Raw genomic sequence first — 22184 nt, forward strand, 5'->3', positions numbered from 1 at the left:
TCACAACCTACCAAAAGTAAGTTACTATTGGTAGGTTAACTATTTTGATGGAGTCGAGACGCCATGCATGCGCTCATTGTTGTCGCCCACCCCGATCCCGCATCGCTTACCCACGCGGTGGCACGACAGATAGCGGAAGGAATTTCCGCCTCTGATTCCCGGCATTCCTTCGAAATCGCCGATCTGGCCGCGGAAGGTTTCGATCCCAGATTCACCCAGCCGGATACGGCGCTGGCCATGGGCCGGGGCGAGCCGCTCGCGGAAGTCGCCGCGGAGCATGCGCGCCTGGAACGCGCGGATGCCCTGGTCCTGGTCTACCCCGTGTACTGGTGGTCTTTCCCAGGACTGCTCAAGGGCTGGATCGACCGGGTGTTCACCCAAGGCTGGGCCTATGAAGACGCGGACGGCAAGCTGGTCAAGAAGCTGCAGCGCCTCAAGGTGCATCTGGTGGCGCTGGGCGGGGCCAACCAGCGCACCTATGCGCGGCACGGCTACTTCGGCGCCATGAAGACGCAGATCGACCACGGCATCTTCGGCTACTGCGGCGCCCAAGTGGTCACGTCGGACTTGCTGCTGCCCTCGGACGCCGGTTTTCCCGCCGCGCATCTCGCGACCGCCCAGGCGATCGGCGGGAAGATTTTCTCCTCGCGTGCTGTAATCCGCGAGGAGGAAGTCGAACCATGACAGCAAAAGCACCAAGCACCGCCAAAGCCGCCACGCAGCGCCGGCTATCCCGCGACGAGCGCCAACGCCAGTTGCTCGATGTCGCCTGGCAACTGATCAGCGACGAAGGCACGGACGCGCTGACCCTGGGACGGCTGGCCGCGGAAGCTGGCATCACGAAGCCGGTGGCCTACGACCACTTCGGCACGCGCAATGGGCTGCTGGTGGCGCTGTATCAGGACTTCGATGTGCGCCAGACCGCGCTCATCGACGCCGCGATCGCCGCCAGCAAGCCGGCCTTGAAGGAAAAGGCCCGGGTCATTGCATCGGGCTACATCGAATGCGTCATGACCCAAGGGCGCGAGATTCCCGGCGTGCTGGCCGCGCTGAGCGGCTCGCCGGAACTGGCCGCCGTCAAGCACCAGTACCAGCAGGCTTTCATCGAAAAATGCCAGGCCATACTTGCGCCTTACGCCGGACCCGCGGGAATCCCGGCCGCCGGCATGTGGGCGATGCTTGGCGCGGCCGATGGCCTGGCGCACGCGGCCGTGGCCGGCGACATCAGCGTGGAACAGGCGCGCGACGAGTTGATGGAGACCATCTTGGCGATGGTCAAGCGCAGCAAATGATCCAGAGAAAACGCAGATCGCACTAAAGCAAGGACTCGCCGCCGCGCCCGCGCCCCCGGGCGCGGCGGCATCCCGCGTCTTATCGCTCAGCGCAGCGGCATCGCCACCGGACGCAGCGGCGCCGCATCGCCGCCGCGGATCTTCAGCGGTCCGCCGATGAAGGCGAATTCATAGACCTGGTCGCGCGACAACTCGTCCAGTGCCGCGAGCTCGATGATGGGTACGCCCTTCTGCGCCAGCAGATAGGTATGCAGCGGCACATAGTCGTCGGACACTTCAGAGGGGAAGGTCTCGAAGCTGAGATTGTCCGCCCCCAGGATCATGGCTCCGCCCTCCTCGACCAGGTAGCGCGCCGCGTCCAGGCCCATGCCTGGCGGCTTGGCCATGTAGGCCGCCGGATCGTTGTACAGCTTCATGCGGCCGGTGCGGATCAGCACGATGTCGCCCTCGCGCAGTTCGGTCTTCTGGCGCGCCAGCGCGGCCTTCAGGTCCTGCCGCGTGATGCGGTACTGGTCGGGCAGCATGTCCACGCCCTTGAGCGCGGCCACGTCGATCAAGACGCCGCGCGCCACCAGGGGCGGGAATTTTTCGATGCCGGTGCGCTTCCAGCCGCGGTCGCCCAGATGCTCGTCGGCACGGAAGCCGTTCCAGATCTTGCCGTGGATGCCAAAATGGTTGAGCGCGTCGATGTGCGTACCGGTGTGGCTGTACATCGAGAACGCCGTGCCGGTGTAGCTGCGCATGGCGTTCATGTCCTGGCCCACGCCCATGGGGTCGTCGACCTCCGTGCCACGCGGCGTGTGGGTCATCCAGAACTGGTAGTGGGGATCGCCCGCGTCCTGCCAGCTGGGCATGCCCACGTAGTATTCCGTGGCCAGGTCATAGACCTTGCCGCCGGCCACGCGCGACATGACCGCGGCGCGCGATTCGGGCGTGATCAGATTGAGGCGGCCGATTTCATCGTCCGGCCCCCAGGGGCTGATGCCAACCTCCTGGCCGGACGCGGGCGCCCGGGCAGGCGCGCCATGCGCGAAGACGTTGAAGCTGAGGGCGGCGCCCAGCGCCAGGCCGAGCAGTTTGCGGGTGTAGCGGATAGTCATGATGCACCTTGTGCGTGTGGCTGCCGTCCTGCGGACAGCAAAAAAAAGAAAAATGTGGACGATGGCCGGATACGCGACGATCAAGCGTCGGGCGAGGCCGGGATCAATGCCTGCAATCTGTCCCGCAACTCGGCCGTCGACATGGTCCGCAGGCGGGCCCGGTGCGGGCCGGCGATCAACGTAGGAATGGAATCGATGGCCAGCCGAGCGGCGGCCGCGCGGTCGGCCTGCACGCGTCGCAGCGCCTCTTCGCCCTGCATCAGTGCGGCGAATGCGCCGCGCTCGTGGCCCAGCCCGACGGCAATATCCAGCAGCTCGGCGCTATCGCCGACGTTGCGGTGCGCGCTCAGGTGAGCGTGCTGGATCGCGTCGAACATGTCCCAGTGGCCAGCCTCGCCGGCCAGCAGGTGGGCGGCCTGGCAGGCCAGCGCGCCGGCCATGCCGCTGGGATAATCGAATGGCTCGGCACGCATGCCCTCGACGTCGATGCGGGGCTGGTCGTCATGGCGGGCGCAGGCTTCCCAATGGCCCAGGATCACCTGCTTGGCGCGCTCCATCGAGCCAAACACCTGGCACATCTGTTCGGGCGAGTCCTGCAGCACGAAGCTGCGCTGGCGCACGGCAATGCCCAGTTCGGCAGCCACCTGGCGCAGGCGGGGAGACATTACATAGCACCAGCCGCAGACCACGTCATGGAAGAAGTCCACGGTCAGCGGCGCAGCGGGTGCGTAATCGGGTGTCGAAGTCATGTTGGCGTCCATCTCGTTTCAATGGACGCCAGCTTAAGGACGGGCCGGCGCGGGAGTAAGGTGTCCGCCGGCAGGACTTTATTAGCTGGCCGTCAACAATCGCCTTGCATCGCCGCCGGCAGGTGCGCCACCAGGAAATCCACAAAGGCCTTGACCTTGGGTTGCAGGTGGCGGCTGGTCGGATAGACCGCGTAGACATGGCGCGGCGCGGCCGGCAGCTGCGGCAACACGCGCACGAGCCGGCCGCTGGCGATGGCCGGCGCGGCCAGAAACGACGGCAGCGCGCCTATGCCCAGCCCCGCTTCCAGCAGATCCCGCAGCATCAGGCTGTTGTTGACCTGCACCTGCGCGGGTCCGGCCAGCGGATCCGCCTGCTGGCCGGTTTCCTCATCCGCAACGGCGCCAGGGCTTTCGGCCAGGCTATAGCTGAGGATGTCATGCCCCCGCAGCGCCTCCACGCTGTCCGGACGGCCGCGGCTGTCCAGGTAGGACGGCGCCGCGCACAGCACCTGCGTCAGCGACGCCAGCCGGCGCGCGATCAGCGACGAATCGTCCAGCTGGGCGCGCAGCCGGATCGACACATCGAAACCCTGCCCCACCGCGTCGACCAGCCGGTCCTCCATGGCCAGGTCCAGCCGCAGGTCGGGATACTGGCGCAGAAAGCGCGCCAGCAGCGGCGACAGCACGCTCAGGGCGAACGAGACCGGCGCGTTCACGCGCAGCCGCCCCGAGACCAGCCGGGATTCCCGCTTGACGGATTTTTCCAGCGCATCCAGCTCGTCCAGCAGCCGGCAACATTCGGCGTAGTAAGCCGCGCCCGTGTCGGTCAGGCTCATCTTGCGGGTGGTGCGCTGGATCAACACGGCGCCCAGATGGGATTCCAGCGCCCGCAGCTGCTTGCTGAGGCCGGCGGACGACATGTCCAGATTCTCGGCGGCCTTGGCGAGGCTGCCCAGTTCCACGATGCGCCGGAAGGCGCGCATGTAGTTGAAGGTGTCCACCTGCGCCTAGCCGCCGTTCGAACGTGCAGCCTCGACCAGGTTGTCGCGCAATTCGACTACCTGCTCCCTCAGCGACTTGAATTGATCGCTCGTGAGCCCGCAAGCATCGCTCAGATTGATGCTCGCGGTCTTCTCGCGCAACAGCCGACCTTCCTCGGTCAGGCAGATCCGCACCTGCCGTTCGTCCGCCGAATCGCGCACGCGTTCCAGATAGCCCATGCCTTCGAGCTTCTTGAGTATCGGCGTAAGGGTATTGGACTCCAGGAAGAGCTTTTCCCCCAGGCCGCTGACGGTCTGCGCGTCTTCCTCGAAAAGGGCGATCATCGTCACGTATTGCGTATAGGTCAGCCCCAGCGCATCGAGGATCGGACGGTACACCCGGCCGAATGCCAGGTTGGTCGAGTAAACGGCAAAGCAGAGGAATTCCGCGAGCTTTCTTTGCGACGGATCGGTGGCGGTCTTGGGCTTCTTCATCTGCACCTCGTGGATATCTGGCCTGATCAATGGCGTCACTTTACATCGCATACGATGTGGTCGCAAACGATTTGATACCAATTTCCCTTCGAACACGCTTGACCTGGGCATTCTCGATCTTTACCATGCGCTTCAATCGTATACGATTTAATCGAATTCGATGAAAATTTCAACTACCAGGAGCGCACCATGCCCACCCAAATCCAGAAAGTCCTCTTGACCGGCAAGACCCATACGACCCTCGCCCGCAACTACGCCTCGCAAGGCGGCGAGGAACGGCTCGACATCCGTCTTTCGACCCCCAACAACCCGGACCTGGTCCACGCTTTCGAAGATATCCAGCCGCATCCGACGGCGGAACAGCTTTTCGCCGGCGCCTGGTCCGCCTGCTACAGCAGCGCGCTGGAAGTCATCGCCAAGCAGATGAAAGTGCAATTGCCGGCCGATCGCGCGGTAGAGGTGGAAGTCGACCTGGGCATGTCGGGCAGCGCCTACCTGCTCCAGGCCCGCTTCAACGTGTTCCTGCCCGGACTGGACCCGGCCCTCGCCGAACAGATTGCCCACTCGGCCGACGAAATCTGCCCGTACTCGAAGGCCACCCGCGGCAACATCGACGTGAGCTTGAACGTGCATGTGTCCTGAGCGGGAATCGACGTGCGCAAGCTCTTGCTCGTACTCATCCTATTTGCCGGCGGGCTGGCGCACGAGCTGCGCAACCCGCTGAGCTGCCAGACCATCACAGCGCGCAAGGACATAGGCACGCGCCGGCAAAAGCGAGAGTCCTGAACCAGAGGCGGGCTCTCGCGCCCTTCCCCACTCTGCCCATAGCGGTGCATCCCCATGCTGATCATTCTTGTGGCCTTTCTCGGCGGCGTCCTCACCATCGTGAGCCCCTGCATCCTGCCCATCCTGCCTTTCGTGTTCGCACGCGGAGCGGGTTCATTCCGGACTCATGCCCTGCCCCTGCTCGCGGGCATGGCGGTCGCCTTTGCGGCAGTCGCGAGCCTCGCGGCGGTCGGCGGAGCCTGGGTCGTGACGCTCAGCGAGGGCGCGCGCTACGCCGCGATGGGATTGCTGGCGCTTTTCGGATTGGCGCTCTTGCTGCCCGCCGTGGGCGACTGGATGAGCAGGCCCCTGGTTGCGCTGGGCAACCGCTTGACCAGCGCGACGCCTGGCTCGGCTCGCACCGCTCCGCTGCTGTCCCTCGGGCTGGGCATAGGCACCGGCCTGCTGTGGGCGCCGTGCGCCGGTCCCATCCTGGGGCTGCTGCTCACCAGCGCGGCGCTCAACGGGGCCAACATCCAGACCTCCTTGCTGTTGCTGTCATTCGCATCCGGCGCGGCGGTGGCGCTGGCCGCGGCGCTCTGGCTGGGGCGCGGCATGGCGACAGCCCTGCGCCGCATGCTGCCGGCGGCCCATGGTTTGCGCCGGTTGGCTGGCGCCGCCGTCTTGGCCGGCGTTACCCTGCCGGCGCTCGGCTGGAACCCCGCGCTCCTGTCCAGCGCCTCTGCGCCGGGCGCCGCACGGCTGGAGCAGCAACTGGTCGAACAGCTGCGTCCGAGCGAACCCGCCCAAGCGGCGCCGCGCGTGAACGGTCCGCTGGCGTCGCTACCAGACGCCCGCGGCTGGCTGAATTCAGGCCCGCTCAGCGCGACCGATCTCGACGGCAAGATCGTGCTGGTCGACTTCTGGACCTACTCCTGCATCAACTGCCTGCGCACGCTGCCCTATCTGAAGACCTGGCACGACAAGTACAAGGATGCGGGGCTGGAAGTGATAGGCGTGCATACACCCGAATTCGCTTTCGAGAAGAGCCCGGCCAATGTGCGCCGCGCGGTCGCGGATCTGGGCATCCAGTACCCGGTCGCCCAGGACAACGAGTTCAAGATATGGCGCGCGTTCCGCAATCAGTCCTGGCCCGCCTTCTATCTGCTCGATGGCCAGGGCCGCTTACGGTACACCGTCGCGGGCGAACACGATTACGCGCAGACAGAGCGCATGATCCAGCGTCTGCTTGCCGAAGCAGGCCGGACGCTGCCCGACAGCGGCGTCGCCCTGCCCGCGGCTCACGGCGTGGAAGCGCCCCCGCAGTGGTCAACGCTGCATTCGGGCGAGAGCTACCTCGGTTACGGCAAGGCCACGAGCTACGCGCCGGGCGGCACCCCGATCAGGCAGGACCGGGACACGGCCTATGTCCCCGCCGCCGGACTGGGCGCCAACCAGTGGACGCTGGCCGGATCGTGGCGGCTGGAGCCGGAGCGCGCGGTGGTTACCGGCAACCACGGCCGCATCATCCAGCGCTTTCGCGCGCGCGACCTGCATATGGTGCTGGGCCCATCCGCCGATGGCCGGCCGGTGCGCTTTCGCGTCACGCTGGATGGCCGGCCGCCACTCGTCGATCACGGGACGGACGTCAATGAACAGGGCGAGGGAGTCATCGACCGGCAGAAGCTGTATCAATTGATCCGCCAGCAGGCGCCGGACCGCGACCGGGTCTTCCAGATCGAATTCCTGGAGCCAGGCGCAGAGGCTTACGCCTTTACGTTCGGCTAGGCAGACCCGCGCCGTTTCAAAATGAACGTCATCCAGGAATTCGGCGGCATCCAAAGGCTAGTCCATACCCCCGAAGTTGTGTCTTTTCCTTTCAGTTTTAGGCGAAGAACGGAACAAAGCACAGTCATGTTTCAACAACGGGATAAACGATATTCAATGGCCGCGGAAAACGCGCTCCTGAGACAGCAACCGAAGAAGTTGGAAATAATGCGAAATAAATTGCGTTGCCCCCTCCGCTAAGGTCGTTACAGCCATGACTTGAAGGAGAGCGAGCATGAAGGCCATCGGTTCTGCTGCGATTCTGTCTGCGACTATCGGCTTTTCCCTGCCCGGCGCGGCCCTGGCCCAGGTCTACGAGAACGGGAGTTCGACGGCGACTTTCAATGTGTCCCTGACCGTGCAGGCGAATTGCACGATTGCGGCCGATCCGCTGGTGTTTCCGTCCACCGGCCTCTTGAGCGCACCGGTAAACCAGGAAACGACGCTCAGGGTCACCTGCACCAATACCACTCCCTACAACGTGGGCCTGGATGCCGGGACCGCCACGGGGTCGACGATTGCAAACCGTCAGCTCGCAGGCACGGCGCCTGGCAATACCGGCACCAATGTGGGCTACCAGCTCTATCAAAACGCCGGCCGCACGACGGTGTGGGGCAACACCCAGGGTACGGACACCGTGGGCGGCACCGGCACGGGCACGGCCCAGGCGCTGACCGTCTACGGCCGGGTTCCGCCCCAGGCCGCCCCCGCGCCGGATACCTATCAATCGACGGTCACGGCCACCGTCTACTTCTAGCCCCGGATCGACATGACGATGCTTGGGATCGTTCGCCAGGCGGCGGGAGCCTGTCTCTTCGGCATGGCATTGCAGGCGCATGCCGCCAGCCTGCAGATCTCGCCGGTGATCCTGAACATGGATGGCGCGGAGCGCGCCACCAGCATGACCTTGCGCAACGAAGGCGCCGAGCCCATCTATGGCCAGGTCCGCGTCTACGCCTGGCGCCAGACCACGACCGAGGATGTGCTGCAGGAGACCGCGGCCCTGGTGGCTAGTCCGCCCATGATCCAGATCGCGCCGGGCGGCACGCAAGTCGTCCGCCTGTTGCAGCCCGAGGCCGCCAAGCGTCCGGGCGAAGCGTCGTATCGCCTGATCATCGACGAGATCGCGCCGCCCGACCCATTGCGGGCGACGGGCGTGCAGGTGCGGCTGCGTTACTCCGTGCCGGTGTTCGTGGGAGCCGCCCCGCAAATTCCGGCGCAACGGCACCTGACATGGTCCCTGGTACGCGATGGCCGCGATTGGGCCTTGCGGGTCGACAATAGCGGCGCGCACCGCGCCCAGCTCAGCGATGTGGCGCTCGTCGTCAATGGCAAGCGCCACAGCTTGCGGGACGGCTTGCTGGGCTATGTCCTGGGCGGCAGCGCGCGCCAATGGCCGCTGCCCTTCCAACCCGCGACGCACGGGGCGATCACGGTCGATGCGCGGGTCAACAGCGTTCCCGTCCAGGCGGACGTGCAAGCCGACACAGGGAAGTGAAACATTGCGCGCGCACCGCACAGCTGACACTGATGCTCGCCGTCGCAGCCGTTCATTGTGGCGCGCGGGCGCAGCCCGCCCCGGCGGCGGCCATCGGGCAAGCGGCCATCGAGGTCTATCTGAACGTCAGCTTCGGCGGCCAGCCCAGCCATCAAATCGCGCGTTTCGAAGACCAGCATGGCCGCCTGTCGGCGCGCGGCGCGGACTTGCGGGGGATGGGGATCGATACCCAGGCCCTGGGCATATCGGACGAGACACGCGTTCCCCTGGACCGGATTCCGGGCCTGCGGTACCGCTACGACGCGGCCGCGCAAGACGTCGATCTTGACATGCCGGTGCGCTATCGCATCCCGAATCGCATCGATGCGCGCGGCCTGAGCCCGGTTGCCGCCGCGACTGCGGATCGGGGACTGCTCATCAATTACGATCTTTATGCCCGCACCGACCGCGAGAACCCGCTGGCAATCTGGAGCGAACAACGCTATTTCGACCAGCACGGGGTCTTCAGCAACACCGGCACGGCTTATCTGTACCGCGACCTGCGGCGCTATGTCCGCTTCGATTCCAGCTGGACCCGCTCGGATCCCGCCACGCTGACCGCCACCCAGGTGGGCGACACCATTTCCGGATCGCTGGCCTGGTCGCGCTCGATACGCATGGGCGGCCTGCAATGGCGGCGCAATTTCTCATTGCGGCCCGACCTGGTCACATTTCCCATGCCGGATTTCGCCGGCAGCGCCGTGGTGCCGTCCGCCGTCGATGTCTACATCAACAACATCCGGCGCTATTCCGGCAATGTTCCCAGCGGCCCTTTCGTGGTGGACAACGTGGCCGGCATCACGGGCTACGGACAGGCCAATCTCATCACGCGCGACGCCCTGGGCAGGCCGGTTTCGCAGTCGGTTCCCATCTACATCGACACGCGGCTGCTGGCGCAAGGCATGTCCAGCTATTCGGTCGAAGCCGGCTTTCTGCGCCGCGCCTACGGCTGGCGATCGTTCGACTACAAGGACGATCCGGCGTTCAGCGGCACATGGCAATACGGCGTCTCGAACGCCCTGACCGTGGAAGCCCATGGCGAAGCCAGCGCCGGGCTGTACAACGCGGGCGCGGGCATGCTGGCGAAACTGGGCATGGCGGGCGTCATCAATGCGTCCCTGGCCGGCAGCCTGGGCCGGAACACGGGCCTGCAGGCCGGCCTGGGCTACCAGTATGTGGACGAGCGCTATTCCATCGACATACAAAGCCTGCGCGCGATCTCCGATTATGCGGACCTGGCGGGCAACGACGGCATCCCTGTGCCCCGCGCCAGCTACAGGGCGACGCTGGCCGTGCCATTGGGCGGCGGGCAAACCGTATCGCTGAGCTACATCGGCCAACGCTATCCAGGCGTCGAGGCCGCCCATATCGGATCGGTGGCCTACAGCAGCCGCCTGGGCAATCGCGCCACGCTGACCATGAGCGCCTATCAGGACTTCAATGACAGCGGCAGCCGGGGCGCATTCCTCAGCCTGGGCATCACCCTGGGCGACGTCTCGCTCAATGCCATGGCCGGACGCCAGGACGGCGGTACGTACACCAACGCCAGCGCGATCCGCAGCCCCGACTATGGCGGTGGATTCGGCTGGGGCGTGCAGGCCGGCACCTACGAGGCGGGCCGGTACGAACAAGGCTGGGGCCGCTACCTGGGACGCTACGGCGAAATCACATTGGGCGCGCAGCGCTACGACGGACGCACCACGGGAGAACTCGACGTCAATGGCGCCCTGGTGTTCATGGACGGCGTAGCGCAGGCGTCCCGGCGCATCGACGACGGCTTCGCGCTGGTTTCCGCCGGCGAGCCTGGCCTGCCCATCCTGCATCAGAACCGGGTCATCGGCCATACCGGCTCCGACGGCCATATGGTGGTGCCGGACCTGAACAGCTATCAGACCAATACGCTGGAGCTCGACGGCCTGGACCTGCCGCCCAACGCCCAGGTGTCCGCCTATGCGCTCGACGTGGTGCCGCAGTCCCGTTCCGGCGTGCTGGCGGAGTTCGGCATCACCCGGGAAGCCGCGGCCACGATCGATCTGGTGGACGGCGACGGCAAGCCGCTGCCGGTGGGCGCGCAGGTCGTGCACAGGGAAAGCGGGTCCGAAAGCGTGGTGGGCTACGGCAGCCAGACCTTCGTGCGCAATCTGGGCAAGCTCAATCATCTGGACGTGCGGGGACAGGATCTTGCCTGCACTGCGCGGTTCGCCTTCCAAGCGCCGGCAGACGGCAGCCTGCCACGTCTGGGACCAGTGGCTTGCGTGGAGCCGCAGCCATGAAACAGCTGATTGCCGCGTTGTTGCTGGCGGCCCTGTGGCTGGTGGGAAACAGCGCGCAGGCGCAGACCTGCACCGTGTCCATGGCCCCCATCACATTTCCGAACCTCAATCCGGTGCTCGGCTCGTCGGTGACGCAGACCGGCACGCTGAGTGTGACCTGCACTTGGGGACTGCTCACAGGGGGCTATGCCCGGGTGTGCGTGAGCCTGGGCATCGGCAGCGGATCAACCGTGCAAGACCCGCGGCAGATGGCTAATGGCGCCAACCGCCTGCAGTACCGGCTTGCGCCGAGCTCGTCCATGAGTCCGCCGTGGGGTTCGAGCGCCAACGGCTCGACGCCCGTCGTCGTCGACCTCACCCAGCCCCTGCTGGGAAGCCAGGCCACGGTCAACCAGCCCATCACCGGGCAGATCCTGCCAGGCCAATACACGGTGCCGACGGTCAATAACGCCACCACCGCCTACTCGGAAACCTTCCCTGGCGTGGCGACCTTCAACTACGGCTTCTCCATTCTGGTCCGGCCCGCGTGCGCATCGCTGACCTCCCGCGGCAGCTACAACTTCACGGTGCGCGCCAACGTGACCAACAACTGCACCATCTCCGCCAACCCCTTGAACTTCGGCTCGATGGCGGACTTTCGCTCTGCCCGCCTGGCCAATACGACGCTGGCGGTGCGCTGCACCAACAACGATGCCTACCGGATACGCCTGAACGGCGGCCAGAACGGCACCGTGAACCAGCGCTACCTGCGAGACACCACCGGCACGCGGCTGGTAAGGTATGACCTGCACACGTCGGCGGACCGCACGGTTCCCTGGGGCGACGGCACCGCGGGCACGGCATTCGTCACGGGCACGGGGACCGGCAACATCCAGCAGGTACAGGTCTATGGACGGGTACCCGCGCAGGCAGCGCCAGTTCCGGGGCAATACAGCGATGTGGTGACCGCCACCATCGAATTCTGATGGTCAGAACACCACCGTCCAGTGCTGTTCGCCCGCCGCGCGCTGCGCGTGCCAGGGCGTTCCTTGGGAACATCGCACCGCCGGCCGGGCCGGACCCGGGCTGACCGTGCAGAGGCTGGGGACCGTGAAGCGCACCAGCAACGGCGCAAGAGGCGCGGACTCTGCCTGGTGGACCGCCGGGCCGACGCCGCCAGCCAGCAGTAGTCCCAACGCCGGGAGTAAGAACTTGGAGGCCATGAAAAGCTCCAGACCAGAGTTGAGCCACTTGCAATAACGGCCACGCGCGACATTTCTTAATGCGCGACTCGACCCCGCCCCATTTTTTGACCAGATCGCACAGGAGATTCCCTAGTGGTTGGACCCGCAACGACAGCATCGATTCATTTCCCGCCCCACATCCACGCCGGCCCCCATTGGCGGCGCAGACGCGAGAGGCCCTGGTTGGCAGCCTTGCTGCTGGCGGCGATGCTGTGTTGCCTGTCCTTATCCTGGCAAGCCCAGGCCGCCGGGCTGCTGCAACCGCAGGCGGCGACATCATCTTCCGCCCTGACCCCGGCCGCGCTGGCCGACCTACTGGAGAATCCCGAGGCACGCAAGGCGCTGGTGGACGAGCTGCGGACGCAGGCAGCGGGTGCGAAGCCAGCTGCTCCCCGCGCCACGGGCGCGGCCCCAGTCCCCGCCGAACCCGGCCTGCAGGAACGCATGGCCGACAACGTCCAACGCTTTCTGACTGGCCTGGCGACCGACATGGGCCAGGGCGTGGAAGACATGCGCGCGCTGGCCTCGGGCGACAGCCTGCGGATGGACGGCGACGCCGCGGGCCATGCCTTGAAGCCTCTCGCGCTGGCTGCCGCCGCCGCCATCCTCGCCTTCATCCTGCTGCGGATGATCGCCATGTACATCTACGGCCGCATCGACCGCTGGGTCGCCGAACAGCGCCATCATCCCGAAGCGCCTCCCAAGCGCGGCGCGCCGACCTCCATGCGCGTGCTGTCCCGCCGCGCGGGCGCCATCGTGGGCGCGCTGGCCATCGATGCGGGCGTAGTGCTGCTCGCCGCCATGGCGGGCGGCGCCGCGGCCCTGTGGGGCACGCCGGGCCGCGGTACGCTGGACACGCTGGCGGCCGTGTTCCTGCGGGCCTTCGTGTCGGTGGAAATCGTCAAGGTGCTGATCCGCACGGTGTTCGCGGTGAAGCATCCGCACCTGCGCCTCCTCCCCATGACGGACGACAACGCCAGGTACTGGAATGCGTGGCTGCTGCGCATTGCCACCGCAGCCGGTTATGGCACGCTGCTGATAGACCCCGTGGTCTCGGCGTCGCTGTCGCCCGCACTCGGCCGTCTGGCCAACCTGCTGATCATGCTGGCGGTCTACGTCTACGCCGTGCGCGTCATCTGGCGCAACCGCCAGACGGTGCGCGGACACCTGGACCGGCGCGCCGCCAGCGCGACCACGTTCATGGGCTCGCGGCTGCACATCCTGGCGCGCGTATGGCATGTACTGGGCATAGGCTATTTCACCATCCTGCTGGTGGTCAGCCAGGTAGACCCGACCAATGCGCTGCCTTTCATGGCCCGCGCCACCGCGCAAACCCTGCTGGTGATCGGCGTGGGCAGCCTGCTGATCCTGCTGCTGAACACCGTACTGGCCAAGCCCATCAGGCTGCCGGACGACTTGCGCAAACGTTTGCCGCTGCTGGAGGCGCGCGTCAACGCCTATGTGCCCGCCACCTTGAAGCTGGTCGGCCTCATCATCCGCATTGTCCTGGTGCTGCTGGTCCTGGACGCGTGGCGCGCCTTCGACCTGTCGCGGTGGCTGGCCTCGGATGCCGGCGGCGCGGCTATCAAGATGACGGTGAACATCGTGATCGTGCTGCTGATCGCGGCCCTGGCCTGGACCGTGATCGCCAGCATCATCGAGCACCGCCTCAGCCAGCGCGAAGGCCGCGGCATGCCCAGCGCGCGCGAGCGCACCCTGCTGGCGCTGTTCCGCAACGCCGCGCTGATCGTCATCGTGACCATGACGCTGATGGTGCTGCTGTCGCAGATCGGCATCGACGTGGGGCCGCTGATTGCAGGCGCGGGCGTGGTCGGCCTGGCCATCGGCTTCGGCGCGCAGAAGCTGGTCCAGGACATCATCACGGGGATCTTCATCCAGCTCGAGAACGGCATGAACGAGAACGACGTGGTGCAGGTCGCGGGCGTGTTCGGCACGGTCGAGAAGATGACGATACGCTCGGTCGGCATACGCACGCTGGACGGCGGCTACCATCTGGTGCCGTTCTCGTCCGTGGACGTGGTGACTAACCACATGCGCGACTTCTCCTATCACCTGGGCGAATACACCATCGCGCATCGCGAAAGCGTGGACGACGCGATCGCGCATCTGCGCGCCGCCTTCGCCGAGTTGATGACCGACACGGTGCTGGGACCCGAGATCCTCGAAGACATCACGGTCGCCGGCGTCACCGCGGTCAACGAAAAGGGCGTGACCATCCGCATCCTGATCAAGACCACGCCGGGCATGCAGTGGGCGGTGCAGCGCGGCTACAACCGGCTCCTGAAAAAGCACTTCGACGCCGCCGGCATCGAACTGCCCTACCCGCACACCGTGGTGTACTTCGGCCAGGACAAGCGGGGCTACGCACCACCGGCGAATGTCTTCATGCAATCCGAGCGCGCCGACGAAGGCGAGGACGCCCGCGCGGCCGGGCACACCCGACGCCCGCTGGAACCCGCGCCGCGCGGCGAGGATTCGGCCGAGGTGCTGGGCAACGAACTCGAGGCGCACGAGGAAGGCGAAGCGCCGCGTACGTAGCGGTACGCGCGGGCTTACTTCCCGTAGGTCGCGATCACCGTTTCCAGCGGAACATGGCCCTTGCAGAGCCCCGAGTAGGCGGGGCTTCCGCCATCTTCCAGCGCGATGGCATATTGGACTGCCGGGTCGCTTTCCAGACGCTGCCGCAGCGCCGCCAGCTTGGGCCAGCGGGACTTTGCGGCGACCTCATGAAAATCCAGCCAGCGCGCCACGCCGACCAGCACCGCGTCCGCCAAGGTCGGACGGTCGCCCACCACGAACGGCGTGTCGCCCAGCATCGCCTCCAGCTTGTCGTGACGCTCGATGACGCGCTGCGCGCCCCATTCCCGCAGGGTCTTCTGCAAAGCCGGATCGGGCGGATCCATCTCCAGGGCGACCCAGTGCGGGGTGAAGGCGGCGGTGAAGCCGGTGTTCAGGAAGGCCATGAACTGATGCATGCGATCGGATTCGGGCGAAAGTGGATCGAAACTGATCCTGCGTTCGTTGTCCCGGTTCTCGATCCACCGCGCTATCGCCATGGTTTCCGTGAACACTGCTCCTCGTTCGCTGACGAATGCAGGCGTCTCGTGGCGCGCATTGATCCGCGCATAAGAAGGCAGCCGCATATCCCCAAGCATGTCCACGCGGCACAAGCGGTAGGGTTGGCCCAACCACTCCAGCGCGGCGACAAGCCCCATGGAACTTCCTAGCGGAAAGCCATAAACAAGAATGGGTTCCAAGATGATTTTCTCCGTAGATAAGGGTCACGCTGCGCAGCGGAATGAATTCTACGGATCTGATAGGCTAAGTAAATTACGCACATTTTTGTCACCATGACTCTCCCATGAAAGACCTGGTTTCGCGCTGCCCCATCGAAGAAGCCATGCAGATACTGAGCGGCAGATGGCCGACGCTGCTGATCTACTACCTCAAGGAAGGCACCAAGCGCTTCAGCGACCTGCGCCGCGACAATCCGACCATTTCGCATCGGATGCTGACGCTGGAGTTGCGCAAGCTGGAATTGGCCGGCATCGTCCGGCGCACCGATTTCGACGGTTATCCGCGGCGCGTGGAGTATGACCTCACGCCTTCGGGCAAGACGCTCGTGCCACTGCTGGATGCGCTGGGCGATTGGTGGGATGACAATGGAGCGGCGTCCGAAGACGCCGCCTGAGCAGGCCTATCAGCCCTAAGGCTGGACTTGCCCGCCGCCCTGCTTGCCCGTGCCGATCAAATCCAGCAGCCCATCCGACAAGGTTCCCCGCCAGACCAGGTAATCGTGCCCGCCCGCCACCTCGCGGTGCGTCACCAGATAGCCCTTGGCAAGCAGCACGTCACGCAGATGCCGGTTGGTCTCCAGAATGCCCGGCTGGCCGCCGCGTCCCGATTCGAACAGCCCCGCGCCGAGGAAGAATCGCACCGGCAGCTTGCGCACCGCGACGAATTGCCGCGTCAGCCATTGGTCTTCTTCGCCCGCGGGCGACCACCAATAGGAACCGGACTGGCTGAGCACATTGCCGAACACCTCGGGGTGGCGCAGCGCGGCATAGGCCGACGCCAGACCGCCGTAGCTGGAGCCGCCGATGACGGTACGCGCGGCTGGCGCACCGATGCCTTGTTTGCGCGCCCACGGCATCAGTTCTTTCGCGAGGAAGTCGGCGAAGTCCGGATTGGGCGGCAACTCCTGGCTGCGGGATTCGGCCGTGGGGTTGTCGATGAGCAGCGCCGCGGTCGGTGGAATGACGCCCGCCGCGATCATGTTGTCCAGGATGGTCGGCGTGGGCACGCGGCCCAGGTAGGCGCCGGCATCGAATAGCACCAGTACATGATTGTTTGCGGCACCGGGCTGCCAACCCGCGGGACGGTACAGGTGGATCTTGCGCGTGTTGCGCATGAGATCGCTGCGCAGTTCCATGGCCTCGACCGTTCCCCGTGGCACGTCCGCGCGGGCTTCGACCCAGGGCTGCGGCGGCGCTTGCGCCAGCTCCAGCATGGAATAGGTTTGAAACGCGTCGACGCCGCGCTCGGGGTAAGCCTTGGGATTGTGCGGATCGGCCTGCGCCGTGGCCAGGATCGCGCGGCGCCGCGCCATGCCGGAACCAGGTAGCTCCGGTACATCGGGCGCCAGGCGATATGACAGCCGCGTGGATCGTGGGACGACAAAGCTGGCATGCCATACATCGGAATCGCCCAGGCGCGCCAATTGCGCATGGTCCGACGACGGCCCGCCGAACAGGCGCACGTTGCGCTCGGCGCCACGCCACAGGAACGTGACGCGGTCATGTTGGGCATCGGCGGCTTCGACCAGCGGCGCGCCTTGCTGAGCCACCTCTGCCCAGAAGTCTTCCGTCGTTCCGCCTGCGGTCAGTGTCGCCGCCAGCGCGGCCAGGCGCGAGCTGTCGAGCGCAGGCGCTGGCGCGCGCTGTTCGGCAAGGGGTAGACGTTCCGTCACGGCCCACCTGAACACGCCCTGGCCCTGCGCGCGCACCGTGTAAAAGCCATCCGCCGGCGCCACCAGCATCAGCGCCCCGGCCGGCTTTTCCAGATCGCTCAGTCGACGCACGTGCTGGCCGGCGCTGTCCAACAGATCCAGGGTCACGCCGGAGTCGGCGGCCCAGGTACCAGCAAGGAATTCGCCTTTTTGCAGCGAAATCCGCTCGTCCACGTGGGCCTCGGGCGTCACGGCGCCTTGCTTGGACTGCGCCGCGGCCATGCCCGGTGTCACGACGGCCATCGAGACCGCCAGCGCCGCCGACGACATCCAATCCCGCCATTCCAATCTGTTCTCTCTACGCATATTCATCCGTTCATTTTTTCATGGCGCATTCGCCGCGATCCGCTATCCCTCGCGCGCAGCGAGCCGTCTCGGCGCCCATGCGCTGTCGGGCTCGCCCCGCCCGATCCTGCGCGCACTGGCCTTTGCCATCCAGGCAAACCCCAGCGCTGCCGCCAATGCCGTCGCATCCACTGCCAGCGCCGCGGCCGACGTGTGCGCCCAAAGCCCGGTGGCGGGCAGCAGGCCGCCCACCAGCGAGGTCGCCGGTATCGCCAGCGTCAACGCTGCCGCCAGCCATAGCAGGTGTACGCCCGCTGCCGCGCCCCCGCGCAGGAAAGCCCAGGCCACGCTGGCGAAGAACGCCGCGTAGTACAGCCCCTGGAGCCAGGCATTCAGATCACCTACATGCCCGCTCAACCATTTGGACGCGACCATCATCAATGAAATGCCGCATACGCATCCCAGGCAGACGCCCACGGTCGCCGATGCCATCAGCCTTGTGTCCAACCGCTGCACCGGAACCTCGCCGGTCTGCCGGTTGGCGCGCTTGCGGCGCGTTTCTATCCACAGCAGGTTGCCGCTATAGAACAGCCATGCGCCCGCTAACCCCAGCAGAAAATAGAGCCACTGCACCTCCGCGCCCCCGAAGGAAGCCATGTGCAGCGCGAAGAAGCTGCTGACCCAGAGGTTGGGCGTATCCTGCCCGCCCGGCAGATAATCGCGATTGAGCACCTTCCCGGTGTAAGGGTCGAGCGCCACGAAGCCGCCCCGCGCGCGCGGCGACACCGCGCTGTCGTCCTTGCCCCAGACGCGCACGATGGCGCGCGGGCCGGTGACTTGCTGATACTGCAACGTGTCGGGCTCGAAGCCCGGCGCCAAGCCGCGCGCCTGGGCCAGCAGTTCCCGGGGCGTCAGCATGTCTGCGGGATTCCTGGCCTCGCCACCTGGCGTGTTGCCGCCGGCGCGCTGGAAGACTGCCCCCAACTTGCCTTCGTACATCAGCTTGTCCTGCAGATCGTAGATGCCGTCATGAAACGCGAACACCACGGAACTGAGCGCCATGATGATGTGAAATGGCAGCGAAACGATGCCCACCACGTTGTGCGCGTCCAGCCACATGCGCTTCAGGTTCTTGCCGACCCGCAGGGCGAAGAAGTCTTTGACCAGCGACGGCAGCAGCACGATCACGCCCGACACCAGGGCGATTGCATAGAGCGATGCGACGACACCCATGAACCAGCGGTTGGGGTCGCTGTCCACGGGCAACCCCACTACGCGGTGGAGCACGTCGATGAACGACATCAGCCCGCTGGGCGAGGACTCCTCCAGCCGCAGTTCGCCGCCCGAATCCAGATAGGCCGCGTAATGGCGGAGCGACGACTCATCATGGTCGTCGGCCTGCCCGTCACGCACTTCCCAAGCCATGCGCGCCGGCACGTGCTCGGCATCCTGAAGATGGATGCTGAATCCCTTGGCCACGTCCGGCCGCGCCGCAAGCGTTCTGGCGATGAGGCCTGGCGTCTCGTCCAGCGGCACGGGCGCGACGGCTGCGGGCGGCGTTGCCCAACGGGTCAGGGGCTCCTTGAACACCGTCAGCGCGCCGGCATAGAAGGCAATGAAGAGCGCCATGCCTGTCAGGATGCCCGTCCAGGTATGGACCGATTTGTAGATGCGTATATAGTCGGCTCTCATGGTCGCAGGCCCTCCTCAGATCGCCTTGGCAAGATACAGCCCGCCATAGAGCAGCACGCAGGCGCCGCCCAGCCAGATCCAGGCGCGCAGGCCGCTGGCGAAAAAGTAGACCGTACTCGCAATGCCGAGCCAGACCGGAGGCACCAGCCACATGGCCAGCTGCGAGCGCGTTGCCAAAGGAATGCCGCCAGTCAATGCGGCAAGCGCCGCGCTTGCGCCCATGGCCAGCGCGAAGCCGAGCAACGCGCCTGCCAGGCTCTTGGATATCCAGTCGCGCCGGATCGGCGCTGGTTTAGCGGGCTTCATGCGTATCGCTTCGGCGCAAGCCTGCCAGCACGCCCAGATAGGGGATCAGGCTGAAGAACAGCATCAGGGCCGTACCGAACACGAACACAGACGCAACGGCAGAGAATGCGCGCAGGCAGCCCCAGCCGCCCAGCGTCAGCAGCAAAAAGCCCGTGGCGCGGGCGGGCAGAACCGGCCAGGAATCTACGCCCCAACGCTGGTTCGGCGAGGCGCGATAGATGCAGAAGCAGCCCACGAACAGGCTTGCCAGGCTGAGGAGTATTAGGACTTCCATGGTCATCCCTGGATGCAAGGTCCGCTACCTGACCGCCGATTCCTGCTCCGGACCGGCTGTCCGGAACAGGAGTCGGCGTTCAGAAACTGATGCTGGCGGAGGCGGTAACGGTGCGCGCCGGCCCCAGCGTCACGATAGGCGTCGTGTCGCTGAAACTGCCGGCGTAATAGTGCTTGTCGAACACGTTGTTGACGTTCAGGCGCAGCACCACGTCCCGGCCGTTGATCTGCGTGGCGTAGCGGGCGCCCAGGTCCAATTGGCCCCAGCCCGGAATCTGCAGCTTGTTGGCTGCGTCGGCGTATTGGCTCGACGTAGCCTGCACGCGCCCGCTCAGCGTCAGGCCGGGCACCCACGGCGTGTCCCATTCCAGTCCGGTGTTGGCCTGCCAGCGCGGCGCGCCCACCGCGGTGTTGCCGTCATAGCGACCATAGGAAGTCTTGACCTGCGTGCCCTGCGTATAAGTGACGCCGCCCAGCACGCGCACACCTGGAGCCAGCTCGCCGAAGGTATTCCATTCCACGCCACGGACGCGCTTCTCGCCGCCGTCCGCGTACGTCGGCTTGGACGTAGAGCCTTCCGTGACCAGCATGGGCTTGTCGATCTGGAAGAACGCCAAGGTATTGGTAAAGGTGCCAGCGTTCCACTTGACGCCCAGCTCCTGCTGCTTGGTCTTGTAGGGCGCGAACACCTGCCCATAGTTGCTGGCCGTGGTGTCCGTGACGCTATCGCCCTTGCTCAGGCCCTGCACGTAGTTGGCGTACAGCGAAACGTCCGGTCCCCAGGGCTTGACGACGATGGCGAAAGCGGGCGTCACGGCATCCTCGTCGTAGCGCGCGGTCGTCTTGCCCGTCTTGTCGAAATTCGTGGTCTTCACGCGCTGGTTGCGCAGGCCGCCAGTCAGGAGCAGCTTGTCGTCGAAGAAGGACATGGTGTCCACCAGCGCCAGGCTGGACAGCGTGTTCTCGGCGGTCTTGGGTGCGCTGCCGGGTACCGCCGGCATGACCGGCGTGATCGGGTCATAGATATTGGACTTGAAAGTCGATGCCGGCCCGGTGGCCGATCCGTCCTCCAGCTTCAGCAGGGAAGCCTGGAGCACCAGTTCGTGTCGCACGCTGCCCGTGATGAAGCGCGAACGCAGACCAGCATCGGCAGAGGTGGCGTCCGTGTAGGCGCGCTGCCCGATGATCGAACCGGTGAAATTGCCATTGGCGTCGATCTGCCGCGCATGGGTGCCGTTGATCAGGCCCGATTGATGGCTGTCGCGCCTGCCCACGCCGGCGAATGCCGACACGCTGTCATTGAAGCGGTACTCGGCGCGCGCCATGACGGCGTTGCTCTGGATGCTGCCGTAACCCGTGCTGAACTGGTTGATACGGGGATCGGGCGCGTCGGGCACGACGGAGCCACCGAACCAGAACATGGCGGGCGTGCCACCCGAGAACGACTCTTGGCTGTGATAAGCGTCTATCGACGCGCTGAAGGCGCTGCTGCGATAGTCCAACCCTGCGGACAGGAACTCGCGCTTTCTGGATTGGCCGTCCAGCGTGGTGGCGCCATCGCTGAAAGAACCATTGACGCGCGCGCCCCATTCATTGGCCGAACCGAAGCGGCGGCCGGCATCGATGGTCGTGCCCAGTTGGCCGTCGGCCTGCCAGTTCACGCCGAAGGTGGCATTGGGGGTGTCTTCCGCGCGCTTGGGCACCAGGTTGATCGTGCCGCCCACGGCGCCGCTGGGCGCCATGCCGCTGAACAAGGCGTTCGGGCCTTTCAACACCTCCACCCGCTCGACGAATTCCAACGGCGTGCGGCCCATGGGCGCCAGGCCATACATGCCATTGATCGCCACATCGTTCTGGTTGACGTCGAAGCCCCGGATCCGGAAGTTCTCGTAGGCATGTCCGCTAGACGTCGTGAACCGAACCGAAGGGTCGTTCGCCATGACGTCGGCAAGCGTGCGCGCCTGCTGGTTCTGGATCAGCTCGGAGGTATAGCTGGTGACGTTGAAGGGCGTATCCATCACGTCCTGGTTGCCCATCAAACCCAGACGCGCGCCCTGTGCCACCTGCCCTCCGGCGTAAGGCGCAGGTAAATCCTCATCCGACACCGACCCTGCAGTCACGGTGACGGGCTGCAGCGTCGTGGTTTGCGCGGCGGTCTGGGCACTGGCGCCAGCGGGAAGCATCAAGGACAGCGCAACGGCCGGGCTGAAGCATTGGGCGCACAGCGCGATTGTCAACGGAGTTTTCTTGGACACAATTCATCATTCCGATATTTAAATGCGAATGCTTATCAGATGAATTATATATTTGGAAAAAACTCAATGGACCGGAAATCTGTAGGTACGGTTCCGCAATCCG

Annotated in this window: 21 protein-coding genes; 10 read left to right on the forward strand and 11 right to left on the reverse strand. The window is 65.6% G+C overall.

Annotated features, from left to right (window positions below):
- Window positions 1-63 precede the first annotated feature (63 nt).
- Window positions 64-684: an NAD(P)H-dependent oxidoreductase gene (locus AXYL_RS27145; RefSeq protein ID WP_013396086.1), complete on the forward strand. Its 621-nt coding sequence runs from the start codon at window positions 64-66 to the stop codon at window positions 682-684.
- Window positions 681-1292, forward strand: coding sequence for a TetR/AcrR family transcriptional regulator (locus tag AXYL_RS27150; protein ID WP_013396087.1), 612 nt, complete (start codon window positions 681-683; stop codon window positions 1290-1292). The genes AXYL_RS27145 and AXYL_RS27150 overlap by 4 nt, the downstream gene beginning before the upstream one ends.
- 86 nt (window positions 1293-1378) lie before the next feature.
- Here AXYL_RS27150 and AXYL_RS27155 read toward each other — a convergent pair whose 3' ends face one another.
- The 4 genes from AXYL_RS27155 to AXYL_RS27170 form a co-directional block, all read right to left on the reverse strand.
- Window positions 1379-2392 (reverse strand): cyclase family protein, encoded by a 1014-nt coding sequence (locus AXYL_RS27155; RefSeq protein WP_013396088.1) that lies wholly within the window; start codon window positions 2390-2392, stop codon window positions 1379-1381.
- Window positions 2393-2472: 80 nt separating this feature from the next.
- Window positions 2473-3153, reverse strand: coding sequence for a DsbA family protein (locus AXYL_RS27160; protein WP_013396089.1), 681 nt, complete (start codon window positions 3151-3153; stop codon window positions 2473-2475).
- 80 nt (window positions 3154-3233) lie between these two features.
- Window positions 3234-4142 carry a LysR family transcriptional regulator gene (locus AXYL_RS27165; RefSeq protein WP_013396090.1) on the reverse strand — a complete coding sequence of 303 codons (909 nt, stop codon included), beginning with the start codon at window positions 4140-4142 and terminating at the stop codon, window positions 3234-3236.
- Between the two features lie 6 nt (window positions 4143-4148).
- The gene (locus tag AXYL_RS27170; protein ID WP_013396091.1) at window positions 4149-4616 is read right to left on the reverse strand and encodes a MarR family winged helix-turn-helix transcriptional regulator; all 468 of its coding nucleotides are present in this window, start codon (window positions 4614-4616) and stop codon (window positions 4149-4151) included.
- A gap of 189 nt (window positions 4617-4805) precedes the next feature.
- On the opposite strand from AXYL_RS27170, the gene AXYL_RS27175 reads away from it, so the two are divergent.
- From AXYL_RS27175 to AXYL_RS27200, 6 genes are all read left to right on the forward strand, one after another.
- Entirely contained in the window at window positions 4806-5258 is a 453-nt protein-coding gene (locus AXYL_RS27175; RefSeq protein ID WP_013396092.1) for an Ohr family peroxiredoxin, read from the forward strand.
- 198 nt (window positions 5259-5456) lie between these two features.
- Window positions 5457-7169: a cytochrome c biogenesis protein DipZ gene (locus AXYL_RS27180; RefSeq protein WP_013396094.1), complete on the forward strand. Its 1713-nt coding sequence runs from the start codon at window positions 5457-5459 to the stop codon at window positions 7167-7169.
- A gap of 274 nt (window positions 7170-7443) precedes the next feature.
- The gene (locus tag AXYL_RS27185; protein ID WP_013396095.1) at window positions 7444-7965 is read left to right on the forward strand and encodes a spore coat U domain-containing protein; all 522 of its coding nucleotides are present in this window, start codon (window positions 7444-7446) and stop codon (window positions 7963-7965) included.
- A 12-nt stretch (window positions 7966-7977) separates the two neighbouring features.
- A complete protein-coding gene (locus AXYL_RS27190; protein WP_080551101.1) occupies window positions 7978-8706 on the forward strand; it encodes a molecular chaperone in 729 nt (242 codons plus the stop codon).
- Window positions 8707-8738: 32 nt separating this feature from the next.
- Window positions 8739-11018, forward strand: a complete 2280-nt coding sequence (locus AXYL_RS27195; RefSeq protein ID WP_013396097.1) for a fimbria/pilus outer membrane usher protein — start codon at window positions 8739-8741, stop codon at window positions 11016-11018.
- Window positions 11015-11983: a spore coat protein U domain-containing protein gene (locus AXYL_RS27200; protein ID WP_013396098.1), complete on the forward strand. Its 969-nt coding sequence runs from the start codon at window positions 11015-11017 to the stop codon at window positions 11981-11983. The genes AXYL_RS27195 and AXYL_RS27200 overlap by 4 nt, the downstream gene beginning before the upstream one ends.
- A gap of 3 nt (window positions 11984-11986) precedes the next feature.
- On the opposite strand, the gene AXYL_RS27205 is transcribed toward AXYL_RS27200, so the two are convergent.
- A complete protein-coding gene (locus tag AXYL_RS27205; RefSeq protein WP_013396099.1) occupies window positions 11987-12220 on the reverse strand; it encodes a hypothetical protein in 234 nt (77 codons plus the stop codon).
- A 228-nt stretch (window positions 12221-12448) separates the two neighbouring features.
- On the opposite strand from AXYL_RS27205, the gene AXYL_RS27210 reads away from it, so the two are divergent.
- Window positions 12449-14800, forward strand: coding sequence for a mechanosensitive ion channel domain-containing protein (locus AXYL_RS27210; protein ID WP_041656312.1), 2352 nt, complete (start codon window positions 12449-12451; stop codon window positions 14798-14800).
- A 14-nt stretch (window positions 14801-14814) separates the two neighbouring features.
- On the opposite strand, the gene AXYL_RS27215 is transcribed toward AXYL_RS27210, so the two are convergent.
- Window positions 14815-15477, reverse strand: a complete 663-nt coding sequence (locus AXYL_RS27215; protein ID WP_013396101.1) for a glutathione S-transferase family protein — start codon at window positions 15475-15477, stop codon at window positions 14815-14817.
- Between the two features lie 146 nt (window positions 15478-15623).
- On the opposite strand from AXYL_RS27215, the gene AXYL_RS27220 reads away from it, so the two are divergent.
- The gene (locus tag AXYL_RS27220; protein ID WP_013396102.1) at window positions 15624-15953 is read left to right on the forward strand and encodes a winged helix-turn-helix transcriptional regulator; all 330 of its coding nucleotides are present in this window, start codon (window positions 15624-15626) and stop codon (window positions 15951-15953) included.
- Window positions 15954-15968: 15 nt separating this feature from the next.
- On the opposite strand, the gene fes is transcribed toward AXYL_RS27220, so the two are convergent.
- From fes to AXYL_RS27245, 5 genes are all read right to left on the reverse strand, one after another.
- Window positions 15969-17558, reverse strand: coding sequence for an enterochelin esterase (gene fes / locus AXYL_RS27225; protein ID WP_237709942.1), 1590 nt, complete (start codon window positions 17556-17558; stop codon window positions 15969-15971).
- Between the two features lie 60 nt (window positions 17559-17618).
- Window positions 17619-19247: a PepSY-associated TM helix domain-containing protein gene (locus AXYL_RS27230; RefSeq protein WP_013396104.1), complete on the reverse strand. Its 1629-nt coding sequence runs from the start codon at window positions 19245-19247 to the stop codon at window positions 17619-17621.
- A 15-nt stretch (window positions 19248-19262) separates the two neighbouring features.
- Window positions 19263-19553, reverse strand: a complete 291-nt coding sequence (locus AXYL_RS27235; RefSeq protein WP_013396105.1) for a hypothetical protein — start codon at window positions 19551-19553, stop codon at window positions 19263-19265.
- Complete coding sequence (locus tag AXYL_RS27240; protein ID WP_013396106.1) at window positions 19540-19827, reverse strand: hypothetical protein; 288 nt, start codon at window positions 19825-19827, stop codon at window positions 19540-19542. Before AXYL_RS27240 ends, AXYL_RS27235 begins: the two co-directional genes overlap by 14 nt.
- A gap of 79 nt (window positions 19828-19906) precedes the next feature.
- The gene (locus AXYL_RS27245) at window positions 19907-22081 is read right to left on the reverse strand and encodes a TonB-dependent receptor (RefSeq protein ID WP_013396107.1); all 2175 of its coding nucleotides are present in this window, start codon (window positions 22079-22081) and stop codon (window positions 19907-19909) included.
- Window positions 22082-22184 lie beyond the last annotated feature (103 nt).

Origin of the sequence: Achromobacter xylosoxidans A8 (assembly GCF_000165835.1) — a bacterium.
Taxonomy (GTDB): Bacteria; Pseudomonadota; Gammaproteobacteria; order Burkholderiales; family Burkholderiaceae_B; genus Achromobacter; species Achromobacter xylosoxidans_B.

Coding starts and splice junctions, on each gene's coding strand:
- AXYL_RS27145 (WP_013396086.1), top strand. CDS start 64: ATGCATGCGCTCATTGTTGTCGCCCACCCCGATCCCGCATCGCTTACC.
- AXYL_RS27150 (WP_013396087.1), top strand. CDS start 681: ATGACAGCAAAAGCACCAAGCACCGCCAAAGCCGCCACGCAGCGCCGG.
- AXYL_RS27155 (WP_013396088.1), bottom strand. CDS start 2,392: ATGACTATCCGCTACACCCGCAAACTGCTCGGCCTGGCGCTGGGCGCC.
- AXYL_RS27160 (WP_013396089.1), bottom strand. CDS start 3,153: ATGGACGCCAACATGACTTCGACACCCGATTACGCACCCGCTGCGCCG.
- AXYL_RS27170 (WP_013396091.1), bottom strand. CDS start 4,616: ATGAAGAAGCCCAAGACCGCCACCGATCCGTCGCAAAGAAAGCTCGCG.
- AXYL_RS27175 (WP_013396092.1), top strand. CDS start 4,806: ATGCCCACCCAAATCCAGAAAGTCCTCTTGACCGGCAAGACCCATACG.
- AXYL_RS27180 (WP_013396094.1), top strand. CDS start 5,457: ATGCTGATCATTCTTGTGGCCTTTCTCGGCGGCGTCCTCACCATCGTG.
- AXYL_RS27185 (WP_013396095.1), top strand. CDS start 7,444: ATGAAGGCCATCGGTTCTGCTGCGATTCTGTCTGCGACTATCGGCTTT.
- AXYL_RS27190 (WP_080551101.1), top strand. CDS start 7,978: ATGACGATGCTTGGGATCGTTCGCCAGGCGGCGGGAGCCTGTCTCTTC.
- AXYL_RS27195 (WP_013396097.1), top strand. CDS start 8,739: ATGCTCGCCGTCGCAGCCGTTCATTGTGGCGCGCGGGCGCAGCCCGCC.
- AXYL_RS27200 (WP_013396098.1), top strand. CDS start 11,015: ATGAAACAGCTGATTGCCGCGTTGTTGCTGGCGGCCCTGTGGCTGGTG.
- AXYL_RS27205 (WP_013396099.1), bottom strand. CDS start 12,220: ATGGCCTCCAAGTTCTTACTCCCGGCGTTGGGACTACTGCTGGCTGGC.
- AXYL_RS27210 (WP_041656312.1), top strand. CDS start 12,449: ATGCTGTGTTGCCTGTCCTTATCCTGGCAAGCCCAGGCCGCCGGGCTG.
- AXYL_RS27215 (WP_013396101.1), bottom strand. CDS start 15,477: ATGGGGCTTGTCGCCGCGCTGGAGTGGTTGGGCCAACCCTACCGCTTG.
- AXYL_RS27220 (WP_013396102.1), top strand. CDS start 15,624: ATGAAAGACCTGGTTTCGCGCTGCCCCATCGAAGAAGCCATGCAGATA.
- AXYL_RS27230 (WP_013396104.1), bottom strand. CDS start 19,247: ATGAGAGCCGACTATATACGCATCTACAAATCGGTCCATACCTGGACG.
- AXYL_RS27235 (WP_013396105.1), bottom strand. CDS start 19,553: ATGAAGCCCGCTAAACCAGCGCCGATCCGGCGCGACTGGATATCCAAG.
- AXYL_RS27240 (WP_013396106.1), bottom strand. CDS start 19,827: ATGGAAGTCCTAATACTCCTCAGCCTGGCAAGCCTGTTCGTGGGCTGC.